The organism is Paramicrobacterium chengjingii (assembly GCF_011751765.2).
GTDB lineage: Bacteria > Actinomycetota > Actinomycetes > Actinomycetales > Microbacteriaceae > Paramicrobacterium > Paramicrobacterium chengjingii.
Map to the genome: position 1 here is coordinate 996921 of NZ_CP061169.1, position 23698 is coordinate 1020618.

Annotated in this window: 19 protein-coding genes; 14 read left to right on the forward strand and 5 right to left on the reverse strand. The window is 57.9% G+C overall.

All coding sequences use genetic code 11. The features are described from left to right. The first annotated feature begins 2 nt into the window (after positions 1-2). Genes HCR76_RS04855 through HCR76_RS04865 form a run of 3 tightly spaced genes read left to right on the forward strand, consistent with a single transcriptional unit; the run spans position 3 to position 4212 of the window. The gene (locus HCR76_RS04855; protein WP_166988747.1) at positions 3-1154 is read left to right on the forward strand and encodes a glycosyltransferase family 4 protein; all 1152 of its coding nucleotides are present in this window, start codon (positions 3-5) and stop codon (positions 1152-1154) included. Between the two features lie 45 nt (positions 1155-1199). Next, positions 1200-2978, forward strand: coding sequence for an ABC transporter ATP-binding protein (locus HCR76_RS04860; protein ID WP_166988749.1), 1779 nt, complete (start codon positions 1200-1202; stop codon positions 2976-2978). 10 nt (positions 2979-2988) lie between these two features. Next, a complete protein-coding gene (locus HCR76_RS04865; protein ID WP_166988751.1) occupies positions 2989-4212 on the forward strand; it encodes a glycosyltransferase family 1 protein in 1224 nt (407 codons plus the stop codon). Here the strand turns inward: HCR76_RS04865 and HCR76_RS04870 are convergent. Further along, complete coding sequence (locus HCR76_RS04870) at positions 4183-5325, reverse strand: glycosyltransferase family 4 protein (RefSeq protein WP_166988753.1); 1143 nt, start codon at positions 5323-5325, stop codon at positions 4183-4185. The genes HCR76_RS04865 and HCR76_RS04870 overlap by 30 nt on opposite strands. Beyond that, complete coding sequence (locus HCR76_RS04875; RefSeq protein ID WP_166988755.1) at positions 5322-6488, reverse strand: glycosyltransferase; 1167 nt, start codon at positions 6486-6488, stop codon at positions 5322-5324. Before HCR76_RS04875 ends, HCR76_RS04870 begins: the two co-directional genes overlap by 4 nt. Positions 6489-6570: 82 nt before the next feature. On the opposite strand from HCR76_RS04875, the gene HCR76_RS04880 reads away from it, so the two are divergent. From HCR76_RS04880 to HCR76_RS17680, 11 genes are all read left to right on the forward strand, one after another. Beyond that, positions 6571-7896, forward strand: coding sequence for a glycosyltransferase (locus HCR76_RS04880; RefSeq protein WP_166988756.1), 1326 nt, complete (start codon positions 6571-6573; stop codon positions 7894-7896). A 2-nt stretch (positions 7897-7898) separates the two neighbouring features. Beyond that, positions 7899-8318 carry a hypothetical protein gene (locus HCR76_RS04885; protein ID WP_166988758.1) on the forward strand — a complete coding sequence of 140 codons (420 nt, stop codon included), beginning with the start codon at positions 7899-7901 and terminating at the stop codon, positions 8316-8318. A 51-nt stretch (positions 8319-8369) separates the two neighbouring features. After that, on the forward strand, positions 8370-9665 hold the full coding sequence (locus HCR76_RS04890) for a nucleotide sugar dehydrogenase (protein ID WP_166988760.1): 1296 nt from the start codon (positions 8370-8372) through the stop codon (positions 9663-9665). Between the two features lie 8 nt (positions 9666-9673). Next, on the forward strand, positions 9674-10642 hold the full coding sequence (galE, locus tag HCR76_RS04895) for a UDP-glucose 4-epimerase GalE (protein WP_166988762.1): 969 nt from the start codon (positions 9674-9676) through the stop codon (positions 10640-10642). Positions 10643-10707: 65 nt separating this feature from the next. Continuing rightward, on the forward strand, positions 10708-11853 hold the full coding sequence (gene glf, locus HCR76_RS04900; RefSeq protein ID WP_166988764.1) for a UDP-galactopyranose mutase: 1146 nt from the start codon (positions 10708-10710) through the stop codon (positions 11851-11853). Positions 11854-11982: 129 nt separating this feature from the next. Beyond that, complete coding sequence (locus tag HCR76_RS04905) at positions 11983-13083, forward strand: acyltransferase family protein (RefSeq protein WP_166988766.1); 1101 nt, start codon at positions 11983-11985, stop codon at positions 13081-13083. 133 nt (positions 13084-13216) lie between these two features. Then, a complete protein-coding gene (locus tag HCR76_RS04910) occupies positions 13217-13549 on the forward strand; it encodes a dTDP-4-dehydrorhamnose 3,5-epimerase family protein (protein WP_166988768.1) in 333 nt (110 codons plus the stop codon). Continuing rightward, positions 13549-14445 (forward strand): glucose-1-phosphate thymidylyltransferase RfbA, encoded by an 897-nt coding sequence (rfbA, locus tag HCR76_RS04915; protein ID WP_166988770.1) that lies wholly within the window; start codon positions 13549-13551, stop codon positions 14443-14445. Before HCR76_RS04910 ends, rfbA begins: the two co-directional genes overlap by 1 nt. A gap of 33 nt (positions 14446-14478) precedes the next feature. Next, positions 14479-17280 carry a hypothetical protein gene (locus tag HCR76_RS04920; protein WP_166988772.1) on the forward strand — a complete coding sequence of 934 codons (2802 nt, stop codon included), beginning with the start codon at positions 14479-14481 and terminating at the stop codon, positions 17278-17280. 461 nt (positions 17281-17741) lie between these two features. Beyond that, the gene (locus HCR76_RS04925; protein ID WP_280529496.1) at positions 17742-18944 is read left to right on the forward strand and encodes a class I SAM-dependent methyltransferase; all 1203 of its coding nucleotides are present in this window, start codon (positions 17742-17744) and stop codon (positions 18942-18944) included. 53 nt (positions 18945-18997) lie between these two features. After that, entirely contained in the window at positions 18998-19189 is a 192-nt protein-coding gene (locus HCR76_RS17680; RefSeq protein WP_350339447.1) for a DUF6752 domain-containing protein, read from the forward strand. An 8-nt stretch (positions 19190-19197) separates the two neighbouring features. Here the strand turns inward: HCR76_RS17680 and HCR76_RS04930 are convergent, their stop codons facing one another. Genes HCR76_RS04930 through HCR76_RS04940 form a run of 3 tightly spaced genes read right to left on the reverse strand, consistent with a single transcriptional unit; the run spans position 19198 to position 23696 of the window. Beyond that, complete coding sequence (locus HCR76_RS04930) at positions 19198-21036, reverse strand: glycosyltransferase family 2 protein (RefSeq protein WP_166988778.1); 1839 nt, start codon at positions 21034-21036, stop codon at positions 19198-19200. After that, on the reverse strand, positions 21033-22970 hold the full coding sequence (locus HCR76_RS04935) for a glycosyltransferase family 2 protein (protein WP_166988780.1): 1938 nt from the start codon (positions 22968-22970) through the stop codon (positions 21033-21035). Before HCR76_RS04935 ends, HCR76_RS04930 begins: the two co-directional genes overlap by 4 nt. Positions 22971-22985: 15 nt before the next feature. Then, positions 22986-23696 carry an IspD/TarI family cytidylyltransferase gene (locus tag HCR76_RS04940; protein WP_166988782.1) on the reverse strand — a complete coding sequence of 237 codons (711 nt, stop codon included), beginning with the start codon at positions 23694-23696 and terminating at the stop codon, positions 22986-22988. Positions 23697-23698: the final 2 nt, after the last annotated feature.

Consider the following 23698-nt stretch of genomic DNA (forward strand, 5'->3'; position numbering starts at 1 on the left):
ATATGCGGATCACTATTGTCTCGCGCATCTTCGCTCCTGAACCGGGAGCCGCGTCACTGAGGTTGAAGAGCCTCGTCGAAGCTCTTGGCCAGGCGGGTGCGCGCGTTGACGTTCTCACAACGGCACCACCGAAGACCGTCGGCGCGCCTGCGGATATTTCTGCTCGTGTCTCCCGCTGGCCTGTGCTGCGCGACAAGAGCGGTTACGTCAGGGGCTACCTGCAGTACATGAGCTTTGACATTCCCGCGTTCTTTCGCGTGCTGTTTCACACGAAGCTCGATGCTCTCGTTGTGGAACCGCCGCCGACAACCGGATTCTTCGTTCGACTTGCCGCCGCGCTGCGACGTGCCCCGTACATCTACTTCGCTGCAGATATCTGGTCGGATGCCGCCGGATCCACGGGCGCCGCATCGTGGATCGTCTCCGGAGTGCGCACACTCGAGAAGTTCGCGTTGTCTGGAGCGGCTCACGTCATCGCCGTGTCTGACGCCGTCGCCGACCGCGTCAAGGCTCTCGCTCCGTCCGCCGCCGTCACCGTCGTCGGTCATGGCGTAGACACGCGCCTCTTCACACCGAACGGCGAGGTTCCACCCGAGCCCGCTGACATCGTCTACGTTGGTACGGCCAGCGAATGGCATGGCGCACGCGTCGGGCTGGAGGCCGTCATCTCGGTTCTCAGCGCGAACCCTCAAGCAACCGCGGCGTTCATCGGCCAAGGGAGCGAATGGCCAGAACTGAGGCGTATCGCCGAACGCTCGAGCGTCGCCTCGCGCGTGCGCTTTCTCTCAACTGTGCCGCCAGAAGAAGCAGCAATGTGGCTCCGGGCGGCGCGGGCAAGCATCGCAACCCTGAAGCCCGGCCTCGGTTACGACTTTGCTGTTCCAACAAAGATCTATTCGTCGCTCGCCTCGGGCACTCCCGTCGCATACGCTGGCCCGGATCCCGTGCGCACGATGGTGAGTGAAAACGGACTGGGTGTAGCGACCGAGTACAACGCGTCGCTTCTCGCCGAGCAGCTGGCGCAGTTGATTGACGGTCGCCGAGAGTTCGACTCCGAGTCCCTGCGTGCGTGGACGCAAGATAATGTGTCTGCAACGGCGATAGCCGGTCGCGCAGCCGTGGCCATTGCGGAGTGTGTGCGCCATGACGACTAACGAACGTGTCACCCCTGAGCATCACCAGCATCCACGTGGAGAAGCATGAAAGTCATCGTCAATACGCTCAGGCGCATTTTGCCCTACCTTCCGTCGGGCGCTCGCCGGTTTCTCAGCTGGTATGCGGTTCTCACGTCTGTGCTGGCGATCATCGACGTCGTCGCACTCCTCGCCCTCGCCGCGACCCTCGCTGCGGCTGTCTCCGGGGCGAGTTTCAACCTGCCGATCATCGGAACGATTCCCGCGAGCGCCACGCTGTGGGTCATCGTCATTGCCAGCATCATCATCGTCACGAAGTCGGCGCTCAGCGTGTGGCTCCAGTGGCAGGCCACACGACGATTCGCGAAGTACGAACTCTCGATTGGCCAGCACCTGCTCGCCGCATATATTCGCGCGCCATGGATGGACCGACTGTCGCGCAACACCTCGCAGATTCTGCAGATGACAGATACGGGTATCGCGAACGTCGTCGCGGGATTCCTGCTCCCGTTGACCACAATGCCCGGGCTCATCGTGACATCTGTGGGGGTGCTGGCGGCGATTGTCGTGTCGCAGCCGGTCACTGCCCTCGTGACCGTCGTCTACCTGGGCGGCATCGCGGCCCTCCAGTACGTTGTGCTGGGTCGAAAGACCCGACAGGCCGCACGCGTGGCCCGCGACTCCGCATTGCGCGTCGCGTCGTTGGTGTCCGGCATGGTCGCGGCGCTCAAAGAGATCACGCTCCGCGACAAGGCGCGCGAAGTTGAGGATGCTGTCGGCGCCGTGCGGTCCCAGACGGCCCGCGCACGCGCAAACTCCAGTTTTCTCTCAACCGTTCCCCGGTTCATCTTCGACGCAGCGATTATCGGCGGCTTCGTTCTCGCCGGGGGCGTCGCCTTTGCCCTCGGCGGTATGGATCAGGCAATCTCGGCTGTTGCACTGTTCGGCATCGCGGGGTTTCGCCTCATCCCATCCCTGACGGGGTTTCAGAACATCGTGACGCGCGCGATCACGGCCGGTCCCTATGTCAGCGCGGTCGTGAACGACATCGAGGACTCCCGCGAGTACCTCGCGAATCATGAACAGCTGGGCAAAGACCCGCTGCCTGAGAACCCGAAGCTCCTGACCTTCCGGGGTGTGGAGTACACCTACCCCGGCGGAAACGCCCCGGTGCTCACCGACGTCAACCTGAACATTCCACTTGGTGCGACTGTCGGTATTGCGGGGTCGTCTGGCGCGGGCAAATCAACACTCATCGATCTTCTGCTCGGACTGCTGCTGCCGACCCGCGGGTCCATCGACATCGATGACGCCGAACTGTCAGGCGTGTTGTCTGATTGGCGACGCCAGGTCGGGTATGTTCCCCAAGAAGTCGCGCTCTTCGACGGCACGATCGCACAGAACATCGCGCTGACGTGGGGTGAGGAGTTCGACCTCGAGCGCGTGGAGAGAGCCGCGAAGAGGGCGCAGCTGTGGCAGGTTGTCGAAGATCGCGAGCACGGACTGAACACGCGAGTGGGTGAGCGTGGCCTCGCGCTCTCCGGTGGGCAGCGACAGCGCCTGGGCATTGCTCGCGCGCTGTACAACGACCCGCTCGTTCTCGTGCTCGACGAGGCGACGAGTGCCCTCGACACGCGAACCGAGGCCGACGTCACCGATGCAATCCACGCTCTTCACGGCGACATCACCGTCATCGCCGTTGCACACAGGCTGTCGACGATTCGCGGCTCGGACCTTCTCGTCTTTATGAAAGAAGGTCGAATTCAGGCTCAGGGCTCGTTCGCCGAGGTTGTGGCGAAAGACCCTGACTTCGCCATGCAGGCAAAGCTCGCGGGCCTCACGTAAGGAGGCGGCGATGTCGCGATTCGGCCGATACGCCGCACTCGGCGCGCGCGTGCTCCGCTCACGCGTTCCCGACAGGTTCGCAAATGTTTTTCTCCCCGCGGATCAGCGCATCCGTGCCTCTGAATTGCCGAAGCCACCGTCCCCACCAGGAGGAGGCGCCTGCTCGCTGTACATTGCCCCGGTCAACTTCGCCGGGCAGGGGAGAGCCTGGGCACGAGCGGCAGGGATGCTTGCGGGCGTCGAGGCGCGAAACATGCAGTACCGAGCCGAGAGCGACCTCGCATTCGACGCCGACTATTCTGTGTCGGAGCGTGTGTTCTGGAGCTCGCACGACTGGGCGGCGCGGCAAAAGCGGGCGGTTCGCAACGGTTTCTCTCACGTACTTGTCGAAGCCGAGCGGGCGATCTTCGGGTCGGCCTTCAGCGGCTACCCCGAGCGCGAAGTGGCATGGCTGCGCCGCGCCGGAGTGCATGTCGCAGCGGTGAGCCATGGCACAGACCTCAGGCTGCCCTCACGCCACGCGCAGCTCGACGAGTGGTCGCCGTTCAGGGACGCACCGTCGTCGTGGGTAGCGGGGCTGGAATCACGCGCCAGACGCAATCACGAGATTCTCGACGCCCTCGACATTCCGGTCTTCGTGTCGACTCCAGAACTGCTGCTCGACCGCCCCGGGTCGACGTGGCTCCCTGTTGTCGTTGACCCCGAGCGCTGGCGGGCCGATGCGCCGCCCCTGGAGCGTGCTCGCCCGCGCGTGCTGCACGCGCCGACGAATCCGCTCGTCAAGGGAACCGCACTCATCGAGCCGGTCTTGCAGAAACTCGACGCTGAAGGCGTCATCGACTACGTGCGCGTTCAGCGCGTTCCGGCCGCGCAGATGCCGCAGCTCTATCGTGATGCCGACATCGTGCTCGAGCAGTTTGCACTGGGAATGTATTCGGTGACCTCCGTCGAGGCGATGGCGGCCGGGCGACTCGTCTTCGCCCACATTCACGATCAGGTGCGTGACCACGTGGCGAGCGTCACTGGCAGGGACCTTCCCGTGCAGCCGGTGACTCCCGCGCAGCTTGAAGAACGGGTGCGCGACGTGGTGTCGCGACGAGAGCACTACCGGGCGCTCGCCGCGAACGGACCAGCATTCGTGAATGCTGTGCACGACGGGCGTTTCTCTGCCACCGTGCTCGCGCCCTTTCTCGGCGTCAGCGATTCAGCGAGAGAGAGCCTCAGCGAGAATTGACCGGGCAACCTGCGCCTCGGTTTCGAAGCTGAGCTCGCGAGCCGCGGCATCCGTTTTCGCCTTAAACGCCGTGACGGCGTCTGCCGTGAGAGAGCGCAGCGAATCGGCGCAGGATTCCGCCGTGAAGTCACGTGAAATCACGCCGAGGTCGTACTGCGTCACCACGTCGACCATCTCTTCTGACGGGCCGATGGCAACGGCAAGGCGCGCCTGCACGAAGTCAAACAGCTTGTTGGGCAGGGTGTATCTCGCGTTGGTGTGCACGGGCGGAATCCAGAACACACCGACATCGTAGGAGTTGAGCGTGCGAGGGAGATCGTTTGGCTTCACCGGATGCTTGAAGGCAATGCGAGCATCGCCCGCAGCACGCTCCCTCAGCTGGTTCAGGTAGGCGCCGCCGTCTGCAGCCGACACGAGGTACAGGTCGAGGGTGAAACGGTCATCGAGCAGCTTCATCGCGTCAATCATCAGCTCGAGATTGCGCCCGTGCACGGCGGCTCCACTGTGCACGAGCCGGATGCTGTCGTGGGCGACCGGCTGCGGTTCGAGTTCGGCGTACGGCGCTGCATTGCGCATGACGCGCGGGCGCACTCCGAAGACGGACGAGTAGAGGTCGGAGATTCTGCCTCCGACCGTTGTGACGGCAGCAGCGCGGGGAAGATACGTGCGACACAGGTGCGTCATGAAGGGTGCGACCAGCAGACGCCACGACAGAACGTGCGTGCGCTCTTCGGGCGCCCACTCGTGCATGTCTGCCCACACCGGTGCGGCACCCGCAACGCTGAAGGCGAGGTCGAGCACGCGCGCGTCGTTGGCGACGACGAGGTCGAAGCTCGCCCCGGCGAGTGCTTTCTTCGCAAAGCGGATTCCCGGTGCGCTCAACTCGGCGCGGCGAAATTGCCGGGTCGCCAGCTTGAGCACGCCGATCGGGTCTTGCGGAAGCGATGGCAGGTCGCTGGGAACGCTGATGTGCTCGGTCGCTCCCGCGGGGGTGTCACCGTAACCGACAGTGACCACGTCGCCGTACTCCGCCAAAACGGAGATCTGGCGGAGTACGCGGGCATCGCGCTCTATCGGCGACAGGGAGATGCAGAGAATGCGAGGTCGGCTCACTGGTGTTCCTCCGTGTAGATCGCTGACAGCTGGCGGCAGCTCTCATCGAGGCTTCGTGAACGCACCGCGAAGCTGCGTGCATCATCGCGCATGCGACGTCGAGTCGGCTCGGGCAGAGAAAGAAACTGCGCGACGGCGTCAGCGAGTTCGCCAACGTCGCCTTCGCGCGTCAGCGTGCCCGTGACACCGTCGTCGACCATTTCAGATGTACCTCCGCTGTCATATGCGATGACCGGCGTTCCGCATGCTTGAGCCTCCACGAGAACGAGGCCGGCCGCTTCGCGCGCACCGTTGTTGATGCGCGTCGGCAGCACGAGAGCATCCGCCTGCTGCATATACGTCTTCACCGCCGAACGAGGCTGTGAGCCGCGCACGTGAACGTGGGACGGTGCGATTGCGCGCAGTTCGTCGAGGAGGGGGCCTCCTCCGACAACATCCAGTTCGTGTGGCTGCTCCTTCACGATGGCCGTCGACGCCTCGATGAGGTCGCGTACGCCCTTTGTCTCCACGAGTCGCCCGACGAACAGAAGACGTGGAATTTGGCGGCTCTCGTGTTCGGCGGGGTGAAACCACTCGGTGTCGACGCCTTGGTAATGCACGCGCACCCGCCGCGCATCGGCTCCGCCTTGTACAGCGATTCCTGCGATGTAGTCGCTCACGGCGAGAATCGTGTCGGCGTGGCGGTAGGCGGCGCTCACGTGTCTCTGCATTCGTGCGAGAGCGGGGCGCCCGGCAAGCGAGCGGGACGACATGGTCTTGAGCATCGAGAACGCATCGCCGCCGTGAACCGTCACAAGCAGTCGAGCTCTGGAATCCTTCGCTGCATGCACGGCCGGGAGTGATGCGTAGCCGAAGTGCTGGTGAATGACGTCAGGGTGCCACTGTGCGATCTTTCGGCGCAGCACACGTGGCATGGCAGCCGACACGATCTCGCGATGCCTGGCCGAGAGCCGACGCGAGACGGGAAGCACATCGTCGAGTGCATCGACGATGCGCAGAGAGTGCCGTGCGCTGGCATCGGTGATTTCCGTCGTGCCGGCAAACACGGAGAAGTCGAATTCGTCGCTGAGGCGCTGCGCATGCTGAACAGCGAAGTACGTTGGGGGAATCAGCAGAGACCCCTTGGTAATGGCGATTCGCAACGCGCCTTCACTTCTCTTCATGCCGGAATAACGTCCTGTGTCGTGCGTGCTAATGTGACTGTCGTCCATCGCCGAGCGTGCTGTCTGATCGGAGAAGGCTGACGTGTCTCTCGAAAGACGACCACACCTACTCTATGTTGCTTGGGGCTACCCGCCCTCACGTAGCGGTGGGGCGTATCGACTTCTCGCGACAGCGAATGCCTTCGCGCGTTCGGGGTGGCACGTCACGGTTCTCACGTGTGAGCGTGAGGTGTTTCTGCGCAGCACGGGCATCGACCCGTCGATGGAAGAACGCATCGATCCCTCCATCGACGTTCGTCGGCTTCCCTTCCCCAACCGCGAGACAATTCTCGACCTCACGCAGTGGAGTCGATTTCGCGCGTGGGCGCCCGAGATCTGGAACATGTGGCAGGCAACGCAGACGGCTCGCACGTTCCCTGAACCTCGCTACGGACTGTGGCGCCCCGTGCTCGAGAATGCTGCAGAGCAGGTGCATCAGAAGCATCCGGTTGACCTCGTGATCGGGTCGGCGAACCCCAACGTCGTTCACCTGGCTGGGGCCTACCTGCACCAACAGCATGGCGTGCCGTACATCATGGACTACCGCGACACCTGGCAGCTCGACATGTACTCGGGCAAACGCACCTTGAGCGACAGGCATCCGGCTGCGAAGTGGGAGAGAAAGCTTGTCGGCGACGCGGCGGAGATCTGGTTTGTGAACGACCCCATTGCGCAGTGGCACGCAGAGCTCTACCCCGATGCCGCTGAGCGTATTCGCGTTGTTCCCAACGGGTTCGACCCGGGATTCGTCGGCGCTGCCGCCGTCAGCAAGCACTCGGCCCCAACGACAATTCGCGTGGCAAACATCGGAACGATGACGGGACAGACGCCGATCCGCCCGCTCGTTGAGGGGTGGACTCTTGCACGCCAGTCGGGCGATGCGCTTGCCGATGCGCAGCTCGACCTCTATGGCTACCTCGGGCATCAGGGCGACGATGAGGGTGGCGTGCTCACGGCGATTGCCGAGATCGGCGACGGCAGTGTCGCGTATCGGGGTCCCGTGGCCAAGGCAGAGATTTCTGCGATCTACAACGGGCTCGACGTGCTGATTCTCCCGCTGGGCACGAGCCGGTTCATGACCAGCGGCAAGGTTTTTGAGTACATGGCGACGGGTCTTCCCATCGTGTCGGTGCACGACCCTGTGAACGCCTCAAGCGGTGTGCTCAGCGGTTATCCCGGCTGGTTCCCCGTCGAGAGAATGGATGCCGCCAGCATCGCTGATGCGCTCAGCGCAGCCGTCACGTACGCACGGAGCCAGACGGATGCCGATCGCATTGCTGCGCGCGAACGAGCATCCGTATTCGAGAGATCGAACATACTCGAGCCGATCATCGAACGCTGGACCGAACGCATCGAGAAGGGCAGCTGACCATGTCGAAGGTTGTCTATGTTGCTACCCGTGTGAGCTCGGTTCCCCGCGACGACGCGATCGACGGGGTGAACGAGATCACGGTGGTCGGTCCGAGCTCGACGGAGGTTTCTGCCGCACAGAGGCTCATTGCTGTCGATGCCGCAGCACTCAATCCGACGGTGCACAAGCTCGTCGATGTTCTGTGGAAGTCCGTTGCGGGGCGCACGCTCGTGCGCATCACTCCAGTCGACCGCTCGCGACGCTTCTTCGCTGCGGTGCGGCGCACACGGGGCATCGTTGCAGCGATCCGCGATGCTGACGTCATCGTCGCCGCTGATCGTGACGCGCTGTGGGCCACGTGGAATCTTGCGCGGGCAGCACGCGGACCCCAGGCTGTTTACGGCATTTCCGCCGCAAAGTTCGCCTTGAACAATGGGTAACGCTCGCCGGCCAGACCGTGCTCGTGTGCTACGACACGTAGACTGATCGTCATGCAGATTGCGGTTGTTGCCCTGGGAAAAATCGGTCTTCCTCTTGCTGTTCAGTTCGCTGACGCAGGCCATGATGTGATCGGAGTCGACGTCAACCAGAAGGTTGTTGATCTGGTCAATGCGGGAGTCGAGCCGTTTCCGGGCGAGGCGCATCTTCAGCAGAAGCTGTCGGAGCTTGTTCCTGCGGGCAGGCTGCGGGCGACGACGGACTATGCTGACGCGATTCCGAATGCCGACGCTGTTGTTCTTGTGGTGCCGTTATTTGTGAATGATGAGACGTGGGATCCTGATTTCGCGTGGATGGATGCCGCGACGCAGTCGCTCTCGGAGCACCTCACCAAAGACACTCTGGTCTCCTACGAGACGACGCTCCCGGTTGGCACCACGCGCAACCGGTGGAAGCCGATGCTCGAGAAGGGTTCTGGTCTCGTCGAGGGCACCGATTTTCATCTGGTGTTCTCGCCGGAGCGTGTGCTGACGGGTCGGGTCTTTGAAGACCTCCGTAAGTACCCGAAGCTCATTGGCGGGCTCACCGATGAAGGTGCGCGTCGGGCCACGGACTTCTACGAGGCCGTGCTCACCTTTGATGAGCGCCCTGACCTGGCGCGTGCGAATGGTGTCTGGAATCTGGGAACGGCTGAGGCTGCCGAGATGGCGAAGCTTGCCGAGACGACGTATCGCGATGTCAACATCGGCTTGGCGAACCAGTTCGCCGTGTATGCCGACACCGTGGGCGTCGACGTGTACCAGGTGATTGAGGCGTGCAACTCGCAGCCATACAGTCACATCCATCGTCCGGGCATCGCGGTGGGCGGGCATTGCATTCCGGTGTACCCGCGCTTGTATCTCTCGACAGACCCCGACGCCGACATCGTGCGCCGCGCTCGTGTCTTCAACGCATCCATGCCCGGTCGAGTCGTCGCGAAGGCTCAGGAGGTTCTGGGGAGCCTTGACGGCCTTAACGCTGTGGTGCTCGGTGCTTCGTACCGCGGTGGCGTCAAAGAGACGGCGTTCTCGGGTGTGTTCGAGACGGTGAACGCTCTGCGTGAGCGCGGGGCGAACGTGACTGTGCACGACCCCATGTACTCCGACGATGAGCTCGCCGCGTTCGGCTGGGACGCCTATCACCTCGGCGGTGCTGCTGATCTCGGGATCATTCAGGCCGACCATGCCGAGTACAAGAACATCTCGGCGTCTGACCTGCCGGGACTCAAGCTTCTCATCGACGGCCGCAACACGACAGACCCCGCGATATGGGCGGGAACACCGCGCCTCGTCATCGGCGGCGGCCAGTAGGCGTCGGCATGAGCGTTCTTGTCACCGGAGGCGCTGGGTACATCGGCAGCCACATTGTGCGCATGCTCCGGCAGTCGGGCGATGTCGTCGTCGTCGATAATTTCAGCACCGGTGATGCGCGGCGACTCGCAGATACGCCTGTTCGCCGCATCGATCTCGCTTCCGAGCACGCTGTGCGGGAATTGTGCGCGGTGATGCGTGAATTCAACGTGGATGCTGTCATACACATGGCAGCGCTCAAGCAGGTCGGCGAATCTGTCGAGCAGCCGATCCGTTATTACCGCGAGAACATGAGCTCGCTGGCGACAGTGCTTGAGGCGATGACCGCCGAGAGCGTGCCCTCCCTCGTGTTCTCGTCCTCTGCCGCCGTCTATGGAAGCCCGCAGAGCAGCCTTGTGAGCGAAGACGAGCCGACAGCTCCCGTGAATCCCTATGGAGCGTCGAAGCTGGCGGGGGAGTGGCTCGTGAAAGATGTGGCTCAAGCATCCTCGATTCGGGCTGTGAGCCTGCGCTACTTCAACGTTGCGGGCGCCGGCGAACCCGCCCTCGCCGACACCATCCCGGCCAACCTTGTCACCCTGGCGATAGAGGCAGTCGTCTCCGGCCGTGAGCCGCAGATTTACGGAGATGACTATGACACACCGGACGGCACGGGTGTGAGGGACTACGTTCACGTCAACGATCTTGCGTCAGCGCACATCGCCGCGATTGATTTCACCAGACGCACGACAGACAGCCACACGGTCTTCAACGTGGGCACCGGAACGGGAGCGAGCGTTCGCGAAGTGCTCGCCTACCTGTCTGAGGTGAGCGGCAACACCGCCGTTCCGCGCGTTGTTTCACGGCGCGCCGGTGACCCAGCATCCGTTGTCGCCGACTCCCGCCGCATTACGGCACAGCTCGGCTGGTCGCCGCAGTACTCGATCAAAGAGATGGTTGAGTCAGCGTGGAACGCCCGGGTCAGCCCACCGGTCTGACAGCGTGGATCGTCTAAAGTCGGTACAAATGCCCGCATCCCCTACCCCTAGGAGCATGAGCACTCGTGAACTGTGATCTTCTCGTCGTCGGCTCAGGTTTTTTCGGCCTGACAATCGCAGAACGAGCCGCTGATAGCGGACTCAAGGTCGTGGTCATCGATCGTCGTCCGCACATCGGCGGCAATGCGTACAGCGAAGCTGACCCTGAGACCGGCATTGAGGTGCACCAGTACGGAGCGCACCTCTTCCATACTTCTAACCCCGCCGTGTGGGAATACGTCAACCGTTTCACGACATTCACGAACTACGTGCACAAGGTCTACACGACCCATAACGGCGTCGTGTACCCGATGCCGGTCAATCTGGGAACCATCAACCAGTTCTTCCAGGCCGCGTATTCTCCCGGCGAAGCCCGCGAGCTCATCGCGGAGCAAGCGGGGGAGTTCAACGTCAAAGACGCGAAGAACTTCGTTGAAAAGGGCATTGCTCTGGTGGGACGGCCCCTGTACGAAGCGTTCTTCCGGGACTACACGGCAAAGCAGTGGCAGACAGACCCAGAGGACCTCTCCGCGTCGATCGTCAGTCGTCTGCCAGTTCGCTACACGTACGACAACCGCTATTTCAATGACAAGTGGGAGGGCCTCCCCACCGACGGTTACACCGCGTGGATCGAGCGCATGGCCGACCATCCGAACATCGATGTGCAGCTGAACGTGGACTTCTTCGACGAGAGTCAGCCGTTCAACAAGAAGGCGGCTGTCGGTCAGGTTCCGATTGTCTACACGGGGCCCGTCGACCGGTACTTCGACTACTCCGAGGGTGAGCTCTCCTGGAGAACGCTTGACTTCGAGAAGGAGGTTCTCCCCATTGGAGACTTCCAGGGAACGCCGGTCATGAACTACCCGGATATGGACGTTCCCTTCACGCGCATCCATGAATTCCGGCATTTCCATCCCGAGCGGGAGTCGTATCCCGATGACAAGACCATCATCATGCGAGAGTTCTCGCGGTTCGCAGAGCGAGGAGACGAGCCCTACTACCCGGTGAATACCACGGCGGATCGTGATGGCCTTCTCAAGTATCGCGAGTTGCAGGCCGATGAGAAGGACGTCTACTTCGGCGGCCGCCTCGGAACCTACCAGTACCTCGACATGCACATGGCCATCGGCTCGGCGCTGTCGATGTGGAACAACAAGCTAGATCGCCGTTAACTACGCAGCGATAGGTAGGGCGGAGCCCTCAGCAGGAACGGTGGATCGAGGTGTTACGCTGTGGGGGCTGAGTGGGCTGCGCCTAATTCGGCAAATAGTCCAAGCGAACAACTTCTCTGAGATTTAAGCGTGACACTTTCGAACAACGGTAAAAGCGACGCAGCTCTACAAGCCTCTCCGAAAAAGAAGAGGGATTCATACCTCGATAACGCGAAGGTCATTCTTCTCATGTTCGTGGTGATGGGGCATGTGATTGCCGTCATCAACAGTTCTGGCTTCGCAGACACTGCATACAAGTGGATCTACTCATTCCACATGCCCGCATTTGTCGTCATTACTGGCTACTTGTCGAGAAGTTATCGCGGAGACCCTCGACAGGTGAAGGCACTCGTTACAGGTGTCCTTGTCCCGTATCTCGTATTCCAATTCATCGTTCGCGTGGAACCATGGCTGTTCTTCGGCGAGCCACTCCACCTGAACTTCTTTACGCCAGGCTGGTCGAGCTGGTTCCTTCTGGCGCTCTTCGCCTGGAGACTCCTCGTTCCGGTACTGAAGCAACTTCGCTTCCCCGTACTGTTTTCGATAATTATCGTATTTATGTCGGTGTTGTATGACGGCATCGGTCAGGGCCTCAGCGGTGCCCGCATTCTTTCGTACCTTCCCTTCTTCGCACTTGGGCTGGCCTGCACTCCTGAGAGGCTCGAAGCGTTCAAACGAATCGCTCGCAAGCCATTCGTCCGGATCGTCGCCCTCGGATACTTGGCTGCAGCTTTTGCAGTCATGTTCATTGCGAGCGAATGGGTCAAGAGTAGTTGGTTCATGATGTCAGTGCTGTCGAACATCGATGGCGACCTCAGCAATTCACAGCACCTACTCTTGCGAGCCTGCGTACTTGCATTCACCACGTCGATGCTCCTCGCCGTGCTCACCCTCGTTCCTCAGCGCAAGCTCTTCTTCACACACATGGGGGCTGTAACTCTCACGATGTATATGTTGCAAGGAGTCACCCTCATGATTCCGAGACATTTTATCGATCAGTGGGATGGGTGGACCTGGCCGACAGTGATGTTGCTTATGCTCGGTGGCGCTCTCTATGCGCTAGTTCTTGGCTCCAAACCAGTGCAAGTCATTACAAAGTGGCTTGTGGATCCAATTGGCACGTTTAACTGGCTGAGAAACCTTCTCTTCAAAAAAGACGATGTGCCGGAGACAGTTAACAAGTTGTCCTAAGGGTCGGGTGCGGAGGAAGAATCGACGATTCGCTCTGTCGCTGTGACTTGACCCGTGCTGGCTCGCATCCCCACATACGCTGTCTGGTGGTACGTGCCCAGGTCGCGACGGACCCGATTGTTAGACTCCGGGAGTGGACATTCGTGAAATGGCTATCTCGGTCTGCTGTGAGATCACCCCTCAACAATATGGAGACAATCGCGGGGTCTTCTTTGAGACCTATCGGTTCGATCGACTTGAAGAAATTTCAGGACGACGTATTGATCTCCGACAGGTAAATACCTCAGTGTCTAAGAGAGGCACCGGGCGAGGGGCACATTTCGCTGATATTTTTCAAGGGCAGGCAAAATATGTCTTCGCCAACCACGGGGCAATTGTGGACAATGCGATTGACATTCGAGTGGGCTCCCCAAGCTATGGAAATTGGGATTCTTCGGTTCTAGACGACGTCGATGGGGACGAATAATGCGAGGAATAATTCTGGCCGGAGGATCAGGGACTCGGTTGTGGCCGATTACCAAAGGCATCTCGAAGCAACTCATGCCGATCTTCGATAAACCGATGATTTACTATCCATTGTCGACGCTGATGATGGCAGGTATACGCGAGATCCTGATCATTACTACTCCAGAGCACCGGCAACAATTCGAGCGTTTGCTAGGTGACGGGTCGCAGCTTGGAATTGAGCTTGAGTACGCGGTTCAACCGAACCCGGACGGGCTTGCACAGGCGTTTATTATCGGTGAGGAATTTGTCGGCGACGGATCGGTTGCACTCGTCCTTGGCGACAACATCTTCCACGGCACTGGTTTGGGAACGGCACTGAGAGGGCATCAGCACCTTGATGGGGCAGTTGTTTTTGCTTACCCGGTTGCGAATCCGGGTGCGTATGGCGTCGTAGAGTTTGGCCCGAACGGTCGCGCACTCAGCATCGAAGAAAAGCCGCAGCACCCAAAGAGTAATTATGCGGTTCCGGGACTCTACTTCTATGACAACAATGTCGTGGACATCGCCAAATCCATCCGTCCCAGCGCACGTGGCGAACTGGAGATATCTTCAGTGAATGAGGAGTACCTTCGAGCTGGGATGCTTCGCGTGCAGAAACTCAATCGCGCAACTGCATGGCTGGACACTGGAACCATTTTGACGATGATGCAAGCTGCGGAGTACGTGCGTGTCATTGAGGAGCGACAGGGTTATAAGATCGGTTGCATTGAAGAGATCTCCTGGAGGCAGGGCTGGATCAACGATGATCAGCTTGATGATCTTGCACTAACGTACAAGAAGAGTGGCTACGGGAACTATCTCTATCGGCTCCTCGAAGTCGGACGAAGCGATCGTGGAGATAGTTCGGAGATCTAGACGAGCAACACGCGAGCGGTGGAGCCTACGGTAATGACGCCTTTGAAACGGTTCGTGACAATCAGCGCGATGGTGGTTGCGCTCATCGCTGGTTTGCTCATTTCGCCTGTGAATCTTGGCTTGTGGGGATCAGCACCATCTCACGCGGCTGACTTGTCAAAATTTGATGCGGGAGACATAATTTCCGACCAGGTTTTTTACGACTCTGCGACAATGACCGAGGGTGAGATCGCGGACTTTATCAAAAAGAAAGTTCCGACGTGTCGCTCGGGTTACACGTGTCTTGACGCATATAGAGAGAACACGACAGCTCGCGTGGCCGACTCGTATTGCAAGGCGCTCTCTGGTGGCTCGAACGAGAGCGCTGCACGGATCATCTACAAGGTGTCAACAGCTTGCGGCATCAACCCGCAAGTCCTCCTCGTGACTTTACAGAAAGAGCAGGGGCTCCTCACTCATGAGTGGCCGTCCACATGGCGATACACAATCGCTATGGGATTCGGATGCCCGGATGGCGCACCATGCAATGAGAAATACTACGGTTTCCAAAATCAGTTATATCTCGCCGCGCGCCAATTCCAGATTTATAAGGCGTGGCCCGGCTCCTTTAATTACAGAGCTGGCCAGAACAACAAAATTCAGTGGCATCCCAATGCATCGTGCGGTTCGAGCACTGTATACATCAGGAACCAAGCTACCGCGGGTCTTTATAACTACACGCCATATCGCCCAAACAGTGCTGCGCTGACGGCAGGTTACGGTCTCGGCGACTCCTGTTCGTCGTACGGGAACCGTAACTTCTACAACTATTTCACCGATTGGTTTGGGAGCACCCACAAAGTTGGCTGGGTAGTGAAATCACCAGATCGCCCAGAAGTTTACTTTGTGACTGGACAGACAAAACACCATATTCAAACGCAGTACGCGTACCGAGAGTATCGGCGTTCGTTCGGAGGATTAAGCGCGGTCAGCGAAGGCTATCTCAAAACACTCAGTACGGGTGCTCCTGCAATGGCGATCGTGAAGGATCCTTCGACCGGCGATATCATGCTGCTTCAGGATTCCACTCTTCATCGCTTTCCTTCGTGTGCGCTTGCTGAGACATGGGGGTATTCATGTGCCATGGATATCGATCTCACACAGGATCAACTCAGGGCGCTTAAACGCGGTCCCGATATGAGCAACTACGCGAGCGTGGCTTCAAGCACAACCGTTCACAAACTCAGCGGTGGAAAAATGTATCCGTACGCGTCAGCACAAGACGCGGCATACTACAACGGCGGTGCAATAGGCTTTGTTGCGATTTTGCGCGATGAGATCGCGTCAAAATATACCGTCGTGGGCAAGACTCTGTTTGCGCCCGCCACGCTTGCTAAAACCGGATCCGACAAGAACGTGTATTTCATGGGAGGCAAATCCTCAAAGTGGAGGTTACCTTCGTGGGCTATGGCACGAGATTTTGGGATATCGGGTGGGTACACCGAAACGTCAGCAATGGCGCTTTCTGCTTACACAACTTCTGGTGATCTCTCGATGTTCGTCAATTGCGGGGGCAGCCTCTATCTAACGAATAGCGGAAAGCTAACGCTTGTGAAGAGCGGGTCCTCATCAGGCATGCGGACGACGAATCTCGATCCCCTGACCTGTGACAGATTGCCCAAAGTCGGCGCTTTCTCTCAGTCTGTGTTTGTGCGAGCTCACGGGCACCCTGAAGTTTACCTACTTGAGGACGGTGATTTGAGGCACGTTGTCTCGAGGAAGGCCCTGATCGCTCTGAATGGTGGCACGCAGCCGACGATCGGCCTAATCGAAACGGGGTCCTTGGCGAGCTTTGCAACGGGAGCGCCTATCCTCGGGCCAGCCACGCTCGTCAAGGCGAATGGTAGTCCTGATGTCTACTTTGTGGATGGGAGTTCGGAGCGTCACCGCTTGCCGAGTTGGGTACTCGCTCGAGAGTTTGGTCTGCCCGACGGTTATGATGCGGTAGGGCAAATAGCGCTCTCGCCGTATAAAGACACGGGCAAACTTTCACAATTCGTGCGGTGCGAATCACGTCTGTACCTCGCCGGCAGTGGACAACTGACGCGTATTGAATCTGGCGATTCAGCAGGCTTCGACGTAACTGAACTTCAGGCGAGCACGTGTGCGGCATTGGACAAAGGCGGAACGATTTCTGGTCGAGTTTTTGTGCGAGTTGCGGGTGCTCCTGAGGTCTATCTCCTCGAGGCTGGCCACGTGAGACATGTGGTATCTACGTCCGCTTTGCTTGCGCTGAACGGCGGGAAGATGCCCACGCTAGTAAATGTATCGTCCGCGACGCTCAACAGCTATGAGCTCGGGTTCCCCGTTCTCGGGCCTGGGACTCTTGTCAAGGAAACCTCGAAATCGGAGGTGTTTCTGATTATTGGCGACCAGAAAATTCGAGTACCTACCTGGGGTGTTGCTATAGATTTGGGACTTGGAACGACCTACACCTCGGTGCCAGACGAAAGTACTCAAGGTTATGAACGCTCGAGTACGGACCTGTCACCGATGGTGATGTGTTCTGGCGAACTGTACATCGGTGCCGGGGGAACCTTTTCGTCGATCAACAGTTCGCACGGCATGAAGTACACGCAGCTTGATCCCGGCATGTGCGGATCATTGGACTACTCTGGGCCGACGATTGCCAACCGACTGATCGTCGAAGACGGGGCGAGTGGAGATCTATATCTCGTCGAGAACGGCGAATTCAATCTCGTCAAAGACAATGAGAAGGTCAAAGACATGAAGGGTCACGATGACCTCGTGATCTTGACCTTGGACTCGAGAACCATTTCTGCATACGCGGGCTAGCTTGAAGCATGGGCATCTCCGTTCGGAGATTCCTCAAGGAACGTTACGTAGACTAACGGCGGGTAAACGTTAGGGGAACTGTGCCGACAACTCTGTCAGTGAACAAATCGCGGGTGAGATTTGACGCCGCGTCAAGCAGCGGTTCCGCCGTCGACTTCAGATTCGATGGCCACAGAGTTTGGTCGACCGTCCTCCCTGAGGTCGCTGACGGCGAACTTGCAAAGGTATTTTGGCCGCGAGCTTTAAAGCCGTACCTCGCTGGCAAGACAAATCTCAGCATTGTTGATTCCGCGAGCGGGGAATCGATCGCTACTCAAGAAGTTCGCTTTTCACAGAGCAAAGAACGCGTTGCCGTTTGCGACTCACGTGGGCGTTGGCTCGCGATCAACAAATGGAATCGCCTTGGATCAAGTTTTGAAGGCGACGATACTGGCGTGCAAGAGCGGTTGCTTGAAAGTGCTGTGCGGCTCGTAGATACCTTGAATGAATACGGCTATCCCGTCTACATAGTCGGGGGAACGCTGCTTGGCGCAATGCGAGATGGCCATTTAATGCCACATGACGACGATATTGATCTAGCGTTTCTCTGCGACGAGAAGAGCCCTATCGATATCGGTCTTGAAAGCATGAGGATGCAGCGAGAGCTTGAACGCGAGGGGTACTATCCCGTCAGGCACAGTCATACGCACCTGCAAGTCACGTTCTTTCGAGACGATGGATCTACCGACCATTACATCGACATCTTCACGGGATTCCTTGAAGAGGACATCGATGGTACTCCGCTCTATTCGCAACCTTTTGCGCTGAGAGGCCCTGAAGTCAAACGCGAAGACCTCTTGCCCGTGCGGAAGATGGAGATCGATGGACACGTTCTTCCGGCTCCGGCAAATCCCGAGGCCTGGCTCGCATACGCATATGGTGAAAACTGGAGAATTCCGGATCCGTCATTCGTCTTTGAGACTCCAAGCAGCACTGGCCGTCGCTTTAATAACTGGTTCGGGGTCTTCAACAAGAAGCGAGTGTATTGGGAGAAGAACTTTGAGAAACAGTCCCGACGAAAGGTTTCGCTCAAGCGGGAGCCCTCGGCGGTTAAATTCCTCGGGTTGATACCGCCGTCGTCGAATGTTGTCGATTTGGGCTGCGGAGATGGATCGGTTACTCAGCAGATCGCGAATGCCGGGCACAAAGTGATCGGCATCGATTACAGCTATGAGGCGCTCCGGCTTGCTCGAGCTGAGTCGTCCAATGACATTGAATACCGGTACGTGAACATGAATGATCGGAGGGCGCTTCTTGAGTTCGCGGTTGATCTCATCAAGACGCGCGAGGTCTGGTATTTCTACTTGGGGGATTCGATCCAAGGAATCACGCGCGCTGATCGACGAAACGTCTATCTATTCATACGCGAAGTGTTGCGGGGCCCGGCGTTTGCGTTCATGACATTCGACACAAATTTGCCCGAAGCATACACACATGCCGATCCGACAACGTGGCATTATCCGGTTCCTGCGGCAAAGCGAGAAGCGAAGCGATTCGGCTTGAAGGCACGTGTCGTGTCCGAGGGCGGAACGCGAGAAAGCGAGTGGGGCACGAGGACTCGAGCTGCCGTGACCGTTCGCAAGAAGAAGACGAGAATTGATCTCCGATCGACGAGGGAGTACTGAGCACTATGAAGGAGTACCTAGCTAAGTTCGTACGGCGACTAGCGCCGAGGACGATGCGCAACTTGACGTTGCTGACGGAACTTGATGAAGGAAGCGAGACTGTTGCGGAATTGCTGGTGAAGTACGAACTTCAGGTTCGGGACCTTCGGGCAGAGCTTAATGAAATGCGGCGTGACAATAGACGCATGGCGGAGCTCTATGATCTTGTGTTCGAACGGCTCCGGGATGAGAACCCTCTTACCTGATTGGTCGGTTACTGAAGTTCGGCTCTCCCGAATTTGTGAATCACTAACTGAGCGCCCGTTTCGTGCAGGTTTTGCGTAGTCGATCCGACTTTGATGGAATATCGTCCGGGAGTTGAAGCGATCGTGGCGTAGAGACAATTGCCTCGCCCACGATTCTCGATTACAGCGGGGACGGTCGCTTGATCTCCAAGCTGCAAGGAACAGGCGAGGCGAGTTCGTCTCAAAGTGAGCTTCTTGAGTGGGATTCTGACATTCAACTCTTTCCACCCTGAAAACTTCGCTTGTACTGCCCGATTACGATTAGGGCGTGCAATGGTCCGGATGCGCTGATCCATATCGAGGCTCAGCATCCCATTCTTATTGACATACGCTTCGAGAGCGCGCCCGTGAATTACGGCAGGCGTCACAACTTTCTCGCTTCTCAAACCTCGATGATTGACCACGCCGAAAAGCTCATTCTTTGCGTTGAAATCCCAGATGCCTGCCTTGAGCGGTGCCCCAAATGCGGCGTCGTCAATATTGAGTGTTGCGGTACTGCGCACCGTTACCTCGGCTCGTCCGCCATGAGATCCCAAGACCTCAACTCGATGAGTCGTCGGAATCAGCCATGTGATCTTGCTCGCCCTGGACTTGATACCGATAGTTGTGCATGCGGCATAGACATCATCTGTCACATCGAGAAGGTCAACACCGAGCGCTTCGGCGAGCTCCAATGGTAGGGAACGGAGGATCCGGCCGTCATCAGTCAATTTCAGAGCGAGTGGTCTTCCTGCCGACGTTCGCCACGTAGCGGTGCTCCTAATCTCAAGCTCGCCATTGTGCCACGCTGCGTCATTGCAGACGGCCAGACCGTACATGCCTGGGTCAACCCGGACAAGCTTCTTGAGTGAGCTGAAGTCGCCAGCGCGAATGAGGTGCGCGCGGGCCTTCCCATACGCAGAAAGATCATCGTCGAATGTCTCGGGGAGATACTCATTGATGAGATCACGGGCGGTGACGAGCGCAAACTCGATGTCAGATTTGTCGTTCTCCCATAAGGATGGTCCTAACGCTGGGAGGAGACGCGTGGAGTATTGATACGCAAGCATGAGCGTTTTCTGCTGAGCGAGGCTTGGCCCGGCGAGACACGTCGCTGTCGCTTCAAAAATTCGTCTGAGTCCAGTCCAATAATCACGAAGATCCTGCGTGAACGACCTCGACGTGTTATTCCCATGTTGCACCCAGTGATAAAAAGGAGTGGATGTCATCGTCGAGATTATTTTTGCATTCTTCGCAACGTCCAAATTAAAAAATACGTCTTCCCAGAGAACCCGGCTGCCCTCGGGGAATCGGATGCGATTATCAAGCAGAAATTGCCGTCGATACAACTTGTGGGGGTTCGTTGGAACCAATGGATGTACGTCGGTTCGACCGATTGCGTTGTCAAAATCAGCGATGTAAGTGTCCAATGCCCATTTGGGCTGATCAGTTCGGGCTTCTTTCCCATTCAGAACGTCCGCGGAGTTTCTCGACGCAAACGCATAACCTTGGCTGAGTGAATCTGGATAGAGCTCATCATCATGATCCATGAAAAGGATGTACTCGCCGCGGGCTTTCTCTATGCCGTAGTTTCTCGAGGTGCTGGGCCATCCGGAGTGTTCCAACTCGAATACGCGAACATTTGGCCGCGCGGAAGCAATACGATTCAGGACGGAGACTGTGTCATCGGCGGAACCGTCATCAATAAAAAGAACTTCAAATTCCGCTTTGGGCAGTTTCTGTGAGTCCAGCGACCGTACAACGTCATTTATGCGCTCACCGGAACAATAGGTGGGAATGACAACTGAAACTTTTGGTGAAGACGTCACTTGCGCATTCCAACCCGTCGTAGCGTGGGGCCAGCCGCACCCAAATGTAGCTCAAGCCTATCCACTCTCTTTCCTGAGCGTAGGTGGACACTTTCATTTCCAGTCTGCGGAAGTATTTCGAGCAGGTACGTTCCGCGTCGACGAGGTCGAGCGATCTCAAGAACTGCGCGGCCTTGGCGAGAAAGCAACCTTCCGGAGCGAACCTGAATGAATCGCGACAGCAATGGGAAGAGCGCCAAGCGGTAATTGAGCTTGTAGCTGTGGACAATTCGCGACATCAGCGACTTGTTCCGGCGAAGAACGTAACGAAACCGAAAATCGACAGGTGTGCCAAAAACATGAATCTGCGGCAGGTCGGCCTCGATGGTTCCAGGAAGTGAAGTCACATCACCAAAACTCAGATTTGGCCATATCGGTTTCGTCGTCGCGCCTATATCAAGGCTCAGCGCTCCGTCACGATTACAGTACGCGAGCACGCTCCGACCATCAATAAATCCGACTGTGTCAGCGATGCCGGTGTGCTTAAGCGCAGTCTGCTGGCGAATTGGGCCAAACTCCGTTCGACCGTTCACATCCCACGCACCATTGCTCAGTGGCGAGCCGCTTGCAGCATCACGTACGTCGAGTTGGGAACGAACCGTGAGAGACGCAATAGTACCGGTTGAGTTCAGCACCAATTCTGACGTTCCTTCAGTCGGAATCATCCAGACAATTCGATCCTTCCGCGATCGGATCCCTATTCTGGCCGATGTTTCGCGAATCTCACCTTCGAGGACGCGGGAGGATGTTGAAACGGTCTGTCGCAGTGACGGTTCAATTGCGAGCAGACGCTGGCCATCGTTCGTAACTTCCACCCAAGCCTCGCCATCTGGGCGCGACCATTCTGCTTTTGCCTCCAGGACGAGCTGAGGGCCACTCCACGCGATTGACGTCGTGAAAGTGGTCCCGGCGAGTGCCATGTCAGACGCTGAGAAGGACTCCAGCTCCGCGATAGACCCCGAACGAAGCAACTCAGCGCGAACACGTGAGCGAGCGTCGAGCTCGCGGTCGAGCTCTTGAGGAACAAAATCAGCGACCAGACTCGCGCAGAATTCATTCGCCATTTGACGTTCGGATTCTGGGCGGCGAGAAAACGCCCGATTGTAAGTACTGAGTACACGCGTTCTCAATTGGTGGAGTAGTAACTGGTTTCGCTCGAGATCGAAATCAGAGCTTTCGAGGTCACGATAGATGGCGTCAAAGATCTTCCGTAATGAATTCCACCATTCTTCATTACTACGGCGAAAGGTGGTCGATCCGCTTCCCGCGGTCTGAACCCAGTGATAGTAAGGCGTGCTCGTCATGACGCTAATGACCTCGGCCTTTGATAGCACTTGGATATTGAAGAAGATGTCTTCCCAGAGCACTCTCTGGCCCTCTGGAAATCGGATATTGTGATCGTTCAGGAAATGCCGACGATAGACCTTGTGCGGATTCATGGGGATCAGCGAGTTGATGTCCTTGCGATGCAGGGCGTTCCCGATATCTTCGGTATACGTCGCTATTCCCCATGAAGCATCATTGGTTCTTGCTTCTTTCCCGCTCAGAACATCTGAATGATTTTGCTGTGCAAACTCGTAGGCAGCTCGCAAAGCATCTGGATAAAGGCAGTCATCATGATCAACGAACGCAATGTACTCGCCAGACGCCTCGGAAATCCCTACGTTCCGTGGGGCTGAGGCCCATCCTGAATTGGGTATTTGGAGCACACGAAAATTTGCGTGAGTTCTTTCCAACTCGCGCAGGCGAGGGAAGGTGTCATCGGGCGATCCATCGTCCACAAATATGACCTCGAATTCCTGGCTTTCGAGTGTTTGCGCCTCGAGAGAGCCCACGAGGCGATTTAGACCTTTACCAGGCTTATACGTTGGGACGACTACAGTGATCTTGGTCATTGTGATCGAAAGCGATTAGTGTTGCGTGCGACTGCCGGTGTTTGTGCGCTCAACATCGATCAAACGTGCCAACTCAAGATCCTGAGGAGTCGTGATCTTGATGTTGTCGACGTGGCCATGGATAATCTTCACTGACGTTCCGCAGTACTCTGCTACGAGATCAGCGTCATCACTGACGAGGCTGTACTTGTCTGCGATCGCTTTCTCGTATGCCGTCTCAAGGAGTTCCCTCTTGAACGCTTGAGGTGTCTGACCCAGCCAACTGTGCGAGCGTTCCAACGAGCCGGTGATGAACTGTTTATCGTTGACAAGCTTCACCTGGACCGTGCTTGGGAGTCCGAGCATCGCCGCGTCATTCTCAATGGCTGCATCAAGCACTGAAGCAACGAGATCCGGTGTCGTAAATGGTCGAACTCCATCGTGCACCACGACGAAATTACCGGAGGTTGCATTGAGCCCGTTCATCGCTGACAGATGCCGCTCTTCAGCGCCAACTACGAGGCGGACATTGAGGCCCGCGTCGTCAATCAGAATCCTGTGGTAAATGTCGTGATTCTCCGCGCTCACTGTGACAATGACTTCATCAATGAAGTCGAGAAGAAAGCAACGGACAGTTTTCTCAAGTACTGTTTGATTTCCGACATCGACAAGCAACTTGTTGCTGCCAAATCTGATGCCCTTTCCCGCGCAGTTGACGATCGCCGAGACGGTGAAATTCTTCCTCATAG